The sequence below is a fragment of the Nocardia sp. 348MFTsu5.1 genome (assembly GCF_000383535.1).
Lineage (GTDB): Bacteria > Actinomycetota > Actinomycetes > Mycobacteriales > Mycobacteriaceae > Williamsia > Williamsia faeni.
On the sequence record NZ_KB911525.1, the window covers coordinates 33347 to 45560 of the forward strand.

15 protein-coding genes are annotated in these 12214 nt (G+C 62.1%); 8 read left to right on the plus strand and 7 right to left on the minus strand.

Translation table 11 applies throughout. The annotated features are described in order from the left end of the window. Positions 1–9: 9 nt before the first annotated feature. The gene (locus H290_RS0124160; RefSeq protein ID WP_155977013.1) at positions 10–681 is read right to left on the minus strand and encodes a hypothetical protein; all 672 of its coding nucleotides are present in this window, start codon (positions 679–681) and stop codon (positions 10–12) included. Between the two features lie 155 nt (positions 682–836). After that, positions 837–1418 (minus strand): TetR/AcrR family transcriptional regulator, encoded by a 582-nt coding sequence (locus H290_RS0124165; protein WP_020109431.1) that lies wholly within the window; start codon positions 1416–1418, stop codon positions 837–839. A 186-nt stretch (positions 1419–1604) separates the two neighbouring features. Between H290_RS0124165 and H290_RS0124170 the strand changes: the two genes are divergently transcribed. The 5 genes from H290_RS0124170 to H290_RS29615 all read left to right on the plus strand — a co-directional run bounded on the left by H290_RS0124170 (position 1605) and on the right by H290_RS29615 (position 5308). Next, positions 1605–2786, plus strand: coding sequence for an aromatic ring-hydroxylating dioxygenase subunit alpha (locus tag H290_RS0124170; protein ID WP_020109432.1), 1182 nt, complete (start codon positions 1605–1607; stop codon positions 2784–2786). Beyond that, complete coding sequence (locus H290_RS0124175) at positions 2786–3136, plus strand: hypothetical protein (protein WP_020109433.1); 351 nt, start codon at positions 2786–2788, stop codon at positions 3134–3136. The genes H290_RS0124170 and H290_RS0124175 overlap by 1 nt, the downstream gene beginning before the upstream one ends. Before the next feature lie 73 nt (positions 3137–3209). Then, complete coding sequence (locus tag H290_RS0124180; protein ID WP_020109434.1) at positions 3210–4013, plus strand: TauD/TfdA family dioxygenase; 804 nt, start codon at positions 3210–3212, stop codon at positions 4011–4013. Further along, a complete protein-coding gene (locus H290_RS0124185; RefSeq protein WP_020109435.1) occupies positions 4004–4714 on the plus strand; it encodes an SDR family NAD(P)-dependent oxidoreductase in 711 nt (236 codons plus the stop codon). The genes H290_RS0124180 and H290_RS0124185 overlap by 10 nt, the downstream gene beginning before the upstream one ends. A 153-nt stretch (positions 4715–4867) precedes the next feature. Further along, positions 4868–5308: a hypothetical protein gene (locus H290_RS29615; RefSeq protein WP_155977014.1), complete on the plus strand. Its 441-nt coding sequence runs from the start codon at positions 4868–4870 to the stop codon at positions 5306–5308. A gap of 81 nt (positions 5309–5389) precedes the next feature. Here H290_RS29615 and H290_RS0124195 read toward each other — a convergent pair whose 3' ends face one another. Genes H290_RS0124195 through H290_RS0124215 form a run of 5 tightly spaced genes read right to left on the minus strand, consistent with a single transcriptional unit; the run spans position 5390 to position 10449 of the window. Further along, positions 5390–6403, minus strand: coding sequence for a zinc-binding dehydrogenase (locus tag H290_RS0124195; RefSeq protein WP_020109437.1), 1014 nt, complete (start codon positions 6401–6403; stop codon positions 5390–5392). Then, positions 6400–7368 (minus strand): NADPH:quinone oxidoreductase family protein, encoded by a 969-nt coding sequence (locus tag H290_RS0124200; protein ID WP_028463644.1) that lies wholly within the window; start codon positions 7366–7368, stop codon positions 6400–6402. The genes H290_RS0124195 and H290_RS0124200 overlap by 4 nt, the downstream gene beginning before the upstream one ends. A 5-nt stretch (positions 7369–7373) precedes the next feature. Further along, positions 7374–8135, minus strand: coding sequence for an enoyl-CoA hydratase-related protein (locus H290_RS0124205; protein WP_020109439.1), 762 nt, complete (start codon positions 8133–8135; stop codon positions 7374–7376). Next, positions 8132–9151: a phosphotransferase family protein gene (locus H290_RS0124210; RefSeq protein WP_020109440.1), complete on the minus strand. Its 1020-nt coding sequence runs from the start codon at positions 9149–9151 to the stop codon at positions 8132–8134. Before H290_RS0124210 ends, H290_RS0124205 begins: the two co-directional genes overlap by 4 nt. Beyond that, on the minus strand, positions 9148–10449 hold the full coding sequence (locus tag H290_RS0124215) for an acyl-CoA dehydrogenase family protein (protein ID WP_020109441.1): 1302 nt from the start codon (positions 10447–10449) through the stop codon (positions 9148–9150). Before H290_RS0124215 ends, H290_RS0124210 begins: the two co-directional genes overlap by 4 nt. Positions 10450–10564: 115 nt before the next feature. Between H290_RS0124215 and H290_RS0124220 the strand changes: the two genes are divergently transcribed. From H290_RS0124220 to H290_RS0124230, 3 genes are read left to right on the plus strand one after another with little or no spacing between them, the layout of a single operon-like run. After that, positions 10565–11011: a VOC family protein gene (locus H290_RS0124220; RefSeq protein ID WP_020109442.1), complete on the plus strand. Its 447-nt coding sequence runs from the start codon at positions 10565–10567 to the stop codon at positions 11009–11011. Then, positions 11011–11838 (plus strand): SDR family oxidoreductase, encoded by an 828-nt coding sequence (locus tag H290_RS0124225; RefSeq protein WP_028463645.1) that lies wholly within the window; start codon positions 11011–11013, stop codon positions 11836–11838. The genes H290_RS0124220 and H290_RS0124225 overlap by 1 nt, the downstream gene beginning before the upstream one ends. A 36-nt stretch (positions 11839–11874) precedes the next feature. Beyond that, positions 11875–12207 (plus strand): DUF4286 family protein, encoded by a 333-nt coding sequence (locus H290_RS0124230; protein WP_020109444.1) that lies wholly within the window; start codon positions 11875–11877, stop codon positions 12205–12207. Positions 12208–12214: the final 7 nt, after the last annotated feature.

Consider the following 12214-nt stretch of genomic DNA (forward strand, 5'->3'; position numbering starts at 1 on the left):
TAGGGCTGATCAGGTGAGGTGAAGAGCCGGCGGCGCCGAGGTGCGCACCGTGTTGCCCGTGAAGTACTCGACGGGGGCGACGTCTGCGACAGTGGCCGACGTTGCAGCGAGGGCGTGCGATTTGAATGCGCGAGCAGCTCTGCTGAGCTGATGTTCGACGGGTACGACGTCGTTGTCGTTGACTGAGTGCCGCTGCGGACCCCACAGCATGGTGTTGGTGTCACCGTGGTCGAACGAGTGCCGAACAGCATCGTGTAGCCGGTCGTCGCGGGCGCACAGGTCACCTGCGAGCACCACCTTGTGCGGCCACGGGCTGCGGCGCCGCGATGCGAGTGCGGGCATGAGGTCCATCGCGAGGGCCGTATTCAGGTCGAACACCCGGGTGCCGAGTATCTGCAGTGGACGTGGATCGGCCTCGGGTGGAACCAGGACGGTGACACACCAGCCGGCCATGATGTGGTCGAACAGCAGGCCGCCGGCGTGTTTGACGAGGTCAGTGGTGTCGGTACCGAGGACCACGAGCCGGTACGGCAGATCTCGAGTCCGAGCTTGCAGGCGTTCCTGATTCACCAACCGCGCCGCGTCGACCAGCTGATCAGTGGTGGCGAAGTCCGGGACCACCATCATTGTTGCCCGGCCAGGTTCCGACGACGGTGTGGGCCATTTGGCTGCTCCGCTCACAAAGAACATTGTGACCGGGGAGTGCATTTATGGTCGCGGATTCGCAGATTCGATGGCAGTTGTACATGTGGTGGCTATCTGTTCAATCGTGTCGGACACGAGCCTGGTTGCCGGCGAGTCGCGGTCTGAGCGCTCACCGGCGGTGCAGTGAGCAGTCAGTCATCTTGTGCGACAACTGATTTGATAACACTATGTACAGCTGCCGCGAGACGCGCGGTGTGATCGGTCCGAATTTGGTGAAGGACGACATCGGGGTTGAGAGTGCTCAGCAGTACTTGCGCCATGATCGCGGCATCGACTTCTGGCCTGGCCTCGCTCAGTAACTGTGCGATGTGACGATGCCAGAACGCGTTGATCTCGTCCGCCTGTGTATTTGTGGTCGCGTTGTCGTACGCGATCATCAGCTCGACGTTGTCCACGATCAGCTCGAACATGGCATCAAAGAAGGCCAGGAGTCTGGTGGCGGCCGGGGCGCCCGGACCCAATGGGGGCGGTCCGTCGATCACGGCCTGGCGAAGTATCTCCGCGCGTTCGACCACCAGCGCTCTCATCAGCCCCGCGCGACTACCGAAGCGGTGAAAGATCGTGCCTTTGCCGACACCCGCGGCAGCTGCGATCTGATCGATGGAGATGTTGCCGGCACCGTGTTGTGAAAGTAAAAGGTCCGTCGTATCGAGAATGGCGCGTCGATTGCGAGCCGCATCGCTTCGTTCTCGCTTCACACCCTGCTGACTCATGTATGCACCCTAAGTGGTTGACAAGTTGACCGCTGGTCCATATTCTACAAGTAGTCTTAAGTGGACCTCCGGTCACCTTAAGAGGTAGCCCCTTGGAGAACGCAAGGCCCACTCTTCACAGCCGAGCAAGTTCTTTCATGTTGCGGCACAGATCCGTCGTATCAGTTGTCGGGAAGGACACCGAGCATGGCACATTTTCCGAAACCACCAGAAGGAAGTTGGACCGAGCATTTCGGTCTCGACACCGGTCCGATGTCGTACGACGACTCGATCAGCCCGGAGTACTTCGAGGTCGAACGCGAGGCCGTCTTCGGGCATTCGTGGCTCAATGTCGGGCGGGTCGAACAGGCTCCGGCGGTCGGCGCGTTCTTCATCAAGCCGATCGATGCGGTCCGCTCATCGGTGGTGATCGCCGCAGATCACAGCGGAGAAATGCGCGCCTGGAGCTACGCACTCCACGGCCGGCCCGCGTTTCTGCAGCACGATACTTTTGACTTCGAGAACCTCGAATCTGGTTTGACCCCACTGCAAGTAGATGTCTGGGAAGGGTTTGTCTTCGTCAACTTCGACCAGGACAACACCAAGCCGCTGGCCGATTTCCTCGGCAAGTTCGCAGCCGGTATGACGGGGTATCCCTTCGACAAGCTGACGCACGTCTACAAGTTCCAGTCGCATGTGCGCAGCAACTGGAAGCTCTACATCGACGCGTTTGCCGAGTTCTATCACGCGCCGGTGCTGCATGCGAAACAGTATGTGTCCGACGAGTCGGTCAAGCTGATGAGCTATGGATTCGAAGCGCTGCACTATGACATCGACGGTCCTCACGGCATGGTGTCTTCGTGGGGCGGCATGGCACCGCCCAAGGATCCGATGATGGTCAAGCCGACCGAACGTGTTCTGCGGAGCGGAAACTTCGGGCCATGGGACAAGCCGGACATTTCCGAGCTCGCGACGCTCCCCTCAGGACTCAATCCGACCAAGCACCGCTCTTGGGGACTGGATTCGTATGTCTTCTTCCCGAACTTCATGATCGTCGTGTGGGAACCGGGCTGGTACCTGACGTATCACTACTGGCCCACTGCCTACAACGAACACATCTTCGAGGGAACGCTGTACATGGCGCCACCCAAGACGCCCTCTGACCGGATGCGACAGGAAATGGCTGCGGTCACGTTCAAGGAGTTCGGCCTCCAGGACTGCAACACCCTTGAAGCCACCCAGACCATGCTCGAGACGAGAACTGTTAGCGAGTTCCCGCTCTGCGATCAGGAAGTGCTGCTCCGGCACTTGCATACCTCGGCGCGCCGCTTTGTCGAGGATGTCCGAAGTCGCTCGGAGGAAACGTCATTCTCAGCGGCCAATCAGTAATGATCACAGGAGAGACGAACGTGTCCAACGTACTTCCCGCTGCCTTCGCCGATCTCGAACCGTTTGCCGACTGGGCGCTGCAATCAGAAGGTGAACGCTACGCAAAACGACTCTCGAGCACGATGGTCGAGTTGCAGGCATTCTACGATGTTGCCTTCCCGCGCCTTGGTGACGCCGCTGTCTACCTTGACAATTTTCCACTCGATGACCTTCCCGACGATGCGTATAAGCTTCTGCTGCTGACGTATTCGTTGATCAATGTGTCGTTTCCCATCGAGGCGTGGCATCAGCCCCGCGTCCCCGACACCGGTGCCTCAAGCATGGACGCCGTCATCGAACCCGTTCCCTGACAACCAGATACGAATACTGTGCCGAAAGGTCTTTCGCACCATGGGTTTATCCGATCGACATCTCCATTCCGGGATGCAGACCACGGCACTGACGCCGGCATTGGGAGTCGAGGTTTCTGGGGTCGACGATTTGACGGACGACTTGGTGGCCGCCCGTTGCCTGGAGGCACTCAAATGGCGTGGCGTCTTGCTGATCCGTGGACTCGATCTCGACGACGAGCAGCAGATCGCATTCAGCGGCAAACTCGGCGAGGTACTCGCTCCGGTTGGGAAGAAGATCTTCACCGTCTCCCTTGATCCAGCCAAGAATTCGATGGCCGAGTATCTCAAGGGAACGTTCAACTGGCACATCGACGACACCACCAACGATGTGCCGGCGAAAGCGACCATGCTCACCGCCCGCCACGTTGCGATGGTCGGTGGCGGGACAGAGTTCGCGAGCACGTACGTCGCGTACGAGAGCCTGCCTGAGCATGACCGCAAACGCTATGACGGATTACGGGTCGTGCATAGTTTCGAGGCTTCACAACGACTCGTTTACCCGGATCCCAGCGACAAGCAGATCGCTGCCTGGCGTTCCCAGCCCACTCACGAAACGTCTTTGGTCTGGAATCGCGCGGACGGGCGCCGGTCCCTGGCGATCGGGGCCACGGCAGATCACATCGTCGGCATGCGACCGCAGGAAAGCCGCGAACTCCTTGACGAACTTCTCGCCTGGTCGACCCGGGAGCAGTTCGTTTATACCCACAACTGGAAGGTTGGTGATGTTGTGATCTGGGACAACACCGGAATGCTGCACCGAGCCCTGCCCTACGACCCGACATCGGAACGAACGATGAAACGGACGACCATTGCAGGGAGCGAACCATGGGCGTGAAAACTGCGGTTGTCACCGGCGGTGGCTCCGGCATCGGTCAGGCGATCGCGCAGCGTCTGACCGCCGAAGGCTACAACGTCGCCACCCTCGATCGGACTCCCAGCGAGGAGAAGAATGCATACACGGTCGACGTCACCAGTCGCGAGCAGATCGACACCGTACTGGGCGCGATCCGCGAAGACCTCGGCCCCATCACCATTCTCGTGAACTCCGCCGGCATCGTCGGTAACGCACGGTTCGTGGACATCGACTTCGATGCGTGGCAGAAGGTCATAGACGTCAATCTGCACGGCACCTACCACTGCATCCAAGCCGTGTTACCGGACATGCTGAAGGCCAAGTGGGGCCGGATCGTCAACATCTCGTCGTCAAGTGCGCATGCAGGCCAGCCCTACATGGCCCATTATGTGGCCGCCAAGTCCGCGATCAACGGACTGACCAAGTCGCTGGCTCTCGAACTCGGTCAAGTCGGTATCACGGTCAATGCGGTCCCGCCCGGTTTCGTGGACACGCCATTGCTACGCCGCGACGAGGAACTCAATCGTCTCGGTGGGACCATCGAAGACCACATCCTGCGGACACCGGTACGCCGCGTCGGCAAACCCGAGGACATCGCCGCCGCCTGCGCGTTCCTGATCTCCGACGATGCGAGCTACATCACCGGGCAGATCCTGGGAGTCAACGGCGGCCGAAACACATAGTGCGGCAAGACGATCACCGGACGGAGCAATATGGAAGCTCGAAGGCTGGAAGTTGTTGACGCAGGCATCGCCACCCACACCGAAATCATTCGTGCCCGTGGCAACGACCGTAAGAATTGCCGTCGGTACCGGATCGCAGTAGTCGGAACGAGCGTGGCCGAAATTGTGCAACATGCCGGGGGGTTTCTCTTCGATTACGGAATCGCGGGTTGGGATGTCACCGTGATTGCTCCGGCAAACGCGGGATGTCGGGCACTTCAGATCCTCGGGGCCCGCGTGCTCGATCTGGACTCGAAACGCACGTTGAGTACGTACAGATCGTCGCTGCCAGGCGACGATCTGACGGTTGATGCTGTCATGGGGCAGGCGGATCTATTTCGTGCACGACAAGAACTCCCGGAAGTGTTGTCGAGGCGGTTCGACTGCGCGGCCGCAGACTTCTTGCTGTGGGGTGACCTGAAAACCATCGACCGTCCACGACTTCGCGAGTACCGAATGAGTATCGCGGCAAAGGCATTCAAGAACAGAGCGTTGGAAGCAGTCGGCACCATTTCGCTCGACGGCAGCCGGCACACCGAAGTCTTCGCTACGTAACCCGTGCGGTACAGAAGTGCGTCAGCCGAGGTCCTGCCTTTCGGAAGTCCCGGCTGACGCTCCTCGGTGGGTTGCAAAAGGTCACGCGAAGGTGACGACAACCTTGTCGGCGGCACCGGGGGTCGATGCGGTCGTGAGGGCCTGTTGGACGTCGGTGAAGTCGAACTGATCACTCACGATCACGGCGAACTTCTCCCAATGATCGGCGATTTCCTCGGCGACCTGAAATATCTCCGTGGGATAACCCATGGCGGTGACGATGTTGATCTCGGTGCCCAGCAGGAACCCGAAGTCGACCTCGACCGGCTTCTTGTGAACCGCGACGATGCCGATGGTCGCGCGATGCTTGGCCGACTGGATGGCGGTTTCGAGCACCGCGGGAACACCGGCGGCGTCGAGATAGATATCGGTCCCCACCCGCGGCTTACCTGTTGCGGTTGCACCGGGGCCGTGTAGTTCGAGCAGGCGCGCCGCCACGTCTTCGGTAGCGGAGTTGATCACGGCATCGGCTCCGACGGCGAGTGCCTTCTCGAGCCGTGACGGCAGAATATCCGCCACGACAACATGTTTGGCACCGCTCAGTTTGAATCCGATGACCGCGCCGAGACCGATCGGTCCGGCACCGAACACGACGACGGTGTCGCCGGCCTTGACGCCGGTGCGGTTGACCGCATGCCGGGCCACAGCCATCGGCTCGTTGAGCGCAGCGACGTGGAACGGCACCTCGGGGGGAAGGATCGCGAGATTGACCCCGGCCTGGGCACGTTCGACGAGTACATATTCTGACAGTGCGCCGACCGGACCGCCGCCACCCATCATGCTGGTCCCGTCGGCCATGGGATTGATCACGACGTGATCGCCGACGGCAATGCCCTCGACCTTGGCACCGACCTCGACAACCTCACCGGCCGGTTCATGACCGAGGGGAGTTTTGCCCTGCAGCGGCGGAATGCCCCCGATGGAGATGTAGAAGCCATCGGAACCGCAGATGCCGCACGCTCGCATCTTGATCAGAACGTCGTCGGGCCCCGGTGTCGGAGTGGGTATCTCAATAATCTCTGTCGAGCCCACCCCGGACACGATCACTGATTTCATTTCTTGACCTCGATCAGGATCTTGCCGATGGCTTTGCCGTCGGCGACGAGCCGCAGTGCCGCGGCAGTCTCGTCGAGCGAGAAGCTCGCACCGACGTGGGGCAGAACCCGGCCATCTTTCAGCAGGCCGGCAAGCTCTTCCTCGTTGCGCCGGAACTCGTCCGCAGCGAGGTCCTGGAACTGGAATCCGAGGACGTGAATGCCCTTGACGAGAATGAGATTGAGCGGAATCCGGGGAATGGTGCCGGATGCATAACCGATGGTGACGAAGCGTCCACCCCGGCCGAGGGCACGGAGTGCGGCCTCGGAGAGGTCGCCTCCGACCGGGTCGATCACCGCGTCTGCACCGTCGGGCAACAGCTCGCGCAGGGTCTTGCGCAAGTCGCTCTCCCGGTAGTTGACGAGGTTTGTGGCCCCGTAACTCTTTGCCACATCCAGCTTTTCGGACGACGAGGCGACGGCGGTGACGGTGACGCCCAGCGCGGCACAGAGCTGTACCGCGGCCAGGCCGACACCGCCGCCGGCGCCGAGCACGATCACATGATCACCGGCTTCGACCCGGGCGACTGAACGCAGGGAGTGATACGCGGTCCGGTACGCGACGCCGAAGGCGGCGGCCACCGATTCGCCGACCCCGTCCGGGATCCGGCTCAGGCTCTTGGCCTTCGCGACGACTTCCTCGGCGAACGCGCCGACGATGCCGGTACCGGTGACGCGGTCACCGACCGCGACACCGACCACGTCCGGGGCGACTTCGGTCACCACGCCGGCGAACTCGCTGCCGGGTGTGAACGGTACCGGGATCTTGATCTGGTACTCGTTCGCGATCACCAGCACGTCCGGGAAGTTGGCTGCTGCCGCGACCACACCGACCCGCGCCTGGCCGGGGCCAAGCTCAGGAGACGGAACATCCTCTACCCGAACAACTTCCGGTAGCCCATGGGTCGGGCAGACAACGGCTCGCATCGTCCCTACCGGCCCTGCCAGTTCGGTGTCCGCTTCTCGATGAACGCCATCGCGCCTTCTTTGGCATCGCTGCTGCTGAAGACTGTCTTCTGCCATTCAGCGGTCTTCTTGTCGGCAAGGGCGCTGTCCGACACCGAGAGTCGAACGAGTTCTTTGATCGCGGCCAGGCTCAGGGGTGCGTTGGCGGCGACCCGTTCGGCATAACCGATCGCGGTTTCCAGCACGTCTTCCGGAGCGGCAACAGCGTTGACCAGTCCGAGCTCGTACGCTCGGTCAGCGGTGATGAAGTCTCCGGTCAGCGTCATCTCCAGGGCGACGCTGAGCGGGATCCGCGTTCCGATGGTCGTACCGCCACCACCGGGGAACAGACCGCGCTTGACCTCGGGCAGTCCGAACTTCGCTGCTGACGACGACACGATGATGTCGCAGCCGAGGAGTAGTTCGAGACCGCCGCCGATGGCGGTGCCGTTGACAGCGCCGATCACCGAAATGGCCAGTTCACCCTTGGTCAGCTTTCCGTAACCTTCGGACGAAAAGTCGCCGCCCTCGGCGAAAGCCTTCAGATCCATGCCCGCACAGAACGCGCGGTCACCGGTTCCGGTTAGCACGATGGCGCGGATCTCGGGGTTGGCCTCTGCTTCCAGAGCCGCCGTCCCGATTCCGCGAAGCAGGCTGCCGGTGAGCGCATTTCGCGCGTCGGGGCGATTGAGCCGCAAGACCTGGACAGCACCCCGCCGCTCGATGACGAGTTCTTCGGTACCGGTCATGACTTGTAGTCGCTCGACGCGGCGAAGTCGGCTGCTCCACGCATCAACTGCGGGACGATCGAACCGAAGGACTGCAGCTTGTGGTCGTCGCCGGCACGCTGGAAGCCCTGTTCGAGGACGATGGCGAGCTTCCACTTGGCCAGGACCAGGTAGTAGTCGAGGTCGTCGACCTGACGGCCCGACACCTTCGCGTAGTGATCGACCATCTCCTGCTTGGACGGCATACCGGTCAGGTCGACGTAGCTGGAGGTGGCGGCCTCGGGTGCGTTGGTGTCTTCGGGCCAGCCCTGAATCATCCACGCCAGGTCCAGCTTCGGGTCACCGACGGTGCCCATTTCCCAGTCGACGATGGCGGCGAGCTGGGCCGGTGCGCCTTCCTTGTACATCACGTTGGCGAACTGGTAGTCACCGTGCATGAGGCCGGGGATGAAGTCGAGCGGCTTGTGGGCGTTGAGCCAGGCGGTGGCCTCGTCCATGCCGTCGAGTTCGCGACCCTTGATCCGGTCGAAGAACCTCGTCCACCGGGACACCTGGCGCTCGTGGAAGCCGTCCGGGCGACCGAGGTCTTGCAGACCCTTGGCCTGCCAGTCGACCTTCGACAGCAGCCCGATGCCCTCGGCCAGCTGGAACGCCAGACCTCGACGCAGTTCGGGGTCGCTGGTGAACGGTTCTTTCCAATTCTTGTTGTCCATCGGCGACCAGCCGTCGACAAATCCCATGAGGTAGAAGGCCCGGCCGAGAATTGAAGTGTCGGCGCAGGCCGCGATGGCCTTGGTGTGCGGCACATCGGTGCCGTCGAGGGCCTCGATGATTCGCCATTCGCGCATGATGCCGTCGTCACGATTGGCTGGTGCGGCTGCCGGTGGGAGCCGGATCACGCTGACATGCTCACCGCGGGTGAGCTTGTAGATTTCGTTCTGCGTGCCGCCGGAGAGGAACTTGGCCTCCAGCGGTTCGCCCTTTCCTGGCAGGTTCTGCTCGTCCATCCAGGCTGCGAGTTTTGCGGTGTCGATCATAGGTTCCCCACTTCGAGTTCGAGGTATTCGGCGTACTTCGCCTTGGCTGCAGCTGTTTTTCTGGGAATCCACTCGGTCGGCCAGAGGTCGTCGGAGGGCTTGTAGTCGCGCAGGACCTGCTTGGCGACCGTCATCTTGTGGACCTCGGTGGGTCCGTCTGCGAGTCCCATCACGGCGGCGCCGTGCACCATCGTCAGGAACGGCATCTCGTTCGTCACACCCAGTGCGCCGTGGACCTGCATTGCGCGCCAAGCGATGTCGTGGAGCACCGTCGGCATGATCACCTTGGCGGTGGCGATGTCCTTGCGGACCTTCTTGTAGTCGTTGTACTTGTCGATCTTCCAGGCGGTGTTGAGGACGAACAGCCGGAACTGAGCCAACTGCGCGTACGAGTCGGCGATGTAGCCCTGGATGAACTGCTTGTCGGCAAGCCGGCTGCCGGCCGTTTCGCGGCTCAGCACGCGCTCGCACATCATGTCGATTGCCTTCTGCGCCAGACCGATTGTCCGCATGGCGTGGTGGATCCGGCCACCGCCGAGGCGGGTCTGGGCCACGGCGAAGGCCTGGCCTTCTCCGCCGAGCAACGCGCTGTCCGGGACGCGGACGTTGTCGTAATGGATGAGCGCGTGGGTGCCCTGGTCCATCGGCTCGCCGTGCAGGCCGACGTTGCGCTCGATGATGACACCGGGGGTGTCGGTGGGGACCAGGAACATCGACATGCCCTTGTAAGCGCTGACCTCGGTATTGGTCACCACCATGACGATGAGGAAGGACGCGGTCTTCGCGTTCGACGAGAAGTACTTGTAGCCGTTGATGATCCAGTGATCGCCGTCGCGGACCGCGCTGGTCTTGAACTGCGTCGGGTCGGCGCCGGCCTGGGGCTCGGTCATCGAGTAGCTGGAGAAGCACTCGCCGGTGAGCAGCGGCTGCAGGTACTGCTCCTTCTGTTCCGGGGTGCCGTAGTGGGCGATGATCTCGGCGTTGCCGGTGTCGGGGGCCTGGCAGCCGAAGACGATGGGTGCCCAGGACGAACGGCCCAGGATCTCGTTGAGCAGTGCCAGCTGAAGCTGGCCGTAGCCCTGACCGCCGAGGTCGGGGCCGAGGTGGGTTGCCCACAGGCCCTGGTCGCGGACCTGCTGTTTCAGCGGGTCGATCGCCTTGCGGCGCCCGCCGTCGAGCGGTACGAACTGCTGGTGCGGCCACGCGAGGTCGAGTGGTTCGACTTCTTCGCGGACAAACTTATCGGCCCAGTCCAGTTTTGCCTGGTACTCCGGGTCGGTCTCAAAATCCCATGCCATGGAGGCCTCCTCGCTTCGTATGCAAGAATAGCATTCTGGCGATACGGAACACAATTCTTATTAGTGTGAAGATCGTTCCGAACATGGAGTGCAACGAAAAGGCGGTAGTAAGTTCATGAAGGCTGAAGACCTGTTTCACGTGGGAATCGTCACGCACGATCTGGAGGCGACCCAGACGCAGTTGTCGTCGCTCCTCGGGTACGAGTGGGGGCCGGAGATCGGTGCTCCCCTCGAGGTCACGCTGCCGTCCGGCCTCGTGACGGTCGAAGTTCGATGCGCGTTCTCTATCACCACCCCGCGCCTCGAGGTTGTCCGCAGTGTGCCGGGCACATTCTGGGAACCGGCCGAGGGATCCGGAGTCCACCATGTCGGCTACTGGTCGGATGACGTCGACGCCGATGCAGCTGAGCTTGTCAGCCAGGGTTACGTCACCGAGGCGACCCGCAGCGGTCCGGATGGATCGTTGTTCTTCGCATTCCTGCGTAGCGATACCGGTTATCGAATGGAACTGGTGACCAGGGCGGCCGAGCCGCACATCCAGCAGTGCTGGGCGCACCACTGATGGGCACCGTAGGCATCGTCACCGGAGCCGGTCGCGGTATGGGCCTCGAGGTCGCCAAGCGGATGACCGGACTGGTGGACACTCTGGTGCTGGTCGACCTCGACGAGACAACCGTAAAAGCGGCGGCCGACGAATTGAGCGGCGGCGGCGCGATTGTCGAGCCCTTCGTTCTCGACATCACCGACGTGGACGGGCTGGAGCGGTTGGTGGCCCACATCCGCGAGTTGGGAACGCTGCGCGCGGTGGCCCACGTCGCCGGGATCTCGCCGACCATGGCTGACTGGCGCCGGATCTTCACCGTCGATCTGATCGGAACCGCCAAGCTCGCCGAGGTGTTGCGGCCACTCGCGACTGCCGGGACGGCGTGGGTCACGTTCGCCTCGATGGCACCGTCGATCGGCGGGCTCGATGTCGATGCCGCCTCTGGCGCAGTCCTCGATGATCCGCTGCACGAACAGTTCCATGACCGGATCCACGAGAGTTTCGGTCCGATGGTCGAACACCCCGGTGTGGCCTATTCTCTGGCGAAGCTCGGGGTCAAGCGATTTGCCCAGCAGGAAGCAGTGCGGCTCGGGCCTCTTGGAGGACGTATCTGTTCGATCTCGCCCGGTCTCATCGACACACCCCAGGGCCGACAGGAAGCAGAAGGCAACCCGCGGATGGCGGCTTGGGCGGAGCAGACCCCGCTCGGGCGGTTCGGGCGGGCCGAAGAGGTCGCCGCTGTTGCCGCGTTCGTGTTGACCGACGACGCGAGTTTCCTGAGTGGTATCGACATCTTGGTCGACGGCGGAGTGCTTGCCGCGGTGCGGGGACCCGGCTCCAGCTGAGCGTGACAAGCGAAACTGATTGAAAGGCAACAACATATGGCAAAGGGCATCTATGTCGTCGAAACGCGACCGGCGTCACCGGAGGTCGATGCCGAGTTCAACCGCTGGTACAACGACGTCCACCTGCCCGAGATGGTCGCGATCGACGGCATAGTGTCCGTCCGGCGATTTGCTCCGGTGGCCGACAGCGGACCGTATGTTGCGGTCTACGAGCTCGAAGGCGATGACCTGCAGCAGATTCTCAAGGGGATGATTGCCGCAGCACGGTCGGGTGCGCTGACCTTGTCGGACCTGCAGCAGATGGATCCGCCGCCTACGATGCGGTTACTCGAGCTCACCACTGAGTACCCCGCCGCAGAAGGGCATTAACCTCGAT

What these genes read in the sequence shown, in the direction of transcription:
- H290_RS0124210 (WP_020109440.1), bottom strand. Translation starts at nt 9,151, where the DNA reads ATGATCGACACCGCAAAACTCGCAGCCTGGATGGACGAGCAGAACCTG.
- H290_RS0124200 (WP_028463644.1), bottom strand. Translation starts at nt 7,368, where the DNA reads ATGCGAGCCGTTGTCTGCCCGACCCATGGGCTACCGGAAGTTGTTCGG.
- H290_RS0124220 (WP_020109442.1), top strand. Translation starts at nt 10,565, where the DNA reads ATGAAGGCTGAAGACCTGTTTCACGTGGGAATCGTCACGCACGATCTG.
- H290_RS0124195 (WP_020109437.1), bottom strand. Translation starts at nt 6,403, where the DNA reads ATGAAATCAGTGATCGTGTCCGGGGTGGGCTCGACAGAGATTATTGAG.
- H290_RS0124185 (WP_020109435.1), top strand. Translation starts at nt 4,004, where the DNA reads ATGGGCGTGAAAACTGCGGTTGTCACCGGCGGTGGCTCCGGCATCGGT.
- H290_RS0124225 (WP_028463645.1), top strand. Translation starts at nt 11,011, where the DNA reads ATGGGCACCGTAGGCATCGTCACCGGAGCCGGTCGCGGTATGGGCCTC.
- H290_RS0124170 (WP_020109432.1), top strand. Translation starts at nt 1,605, where the DNA reads ATGGCACATTTTCCGAAACCACCAGAAGGAAGTTGGACCGAGCATTTC.
- H290_RS0124165 (WP_020109431.1), bottom strand. Translation starts at nt 1,418, where the DNA reads ATGAGTCAGCAGGGTGTGAAGCGAGAACGAAGCGATGCGGCTCGCAAT.
- H290_RS0124215 (WP_020109441.1), bottom strand. Translation starts at nt 10,449, where the DNA reads ATGGCATGGGATTTTGAGACCGACCCGGAGTACCAGGCAAAACTGGAC.
- H290_RS0124205 (WP_020109439.1), bottom strand. Translation starts at nt 8,135, where the DNA reads ATGACCGGTACCGAAGAACTCGTCATCGAGCGGCGGGGTGCTGTCCAG.
- H290_RS0124230 (WP_020109444.1), top strand. Translation starts at nt 11,875, where the DNA reads ATGGCAAAGGGCATCTATGTCGTCGAAACGCGACCGGCGTCACCGGAG.
- H290_RS0124180 (WP_020109434.1), top strand. Translation starts at nt 3,210, where the DNA reads ATGCAGACCACGGCACTGACGCCGGCATTGGGAGTCGAGGTTTCTGGG.
- H290_RS0124175 (WP_020109433.1), top strand. Translation starts at nt 2,786, where the DNA reads ATGATCACAGGAGAGACGAACGTGTCCAACGTACTTCCCGCTGCCTTC.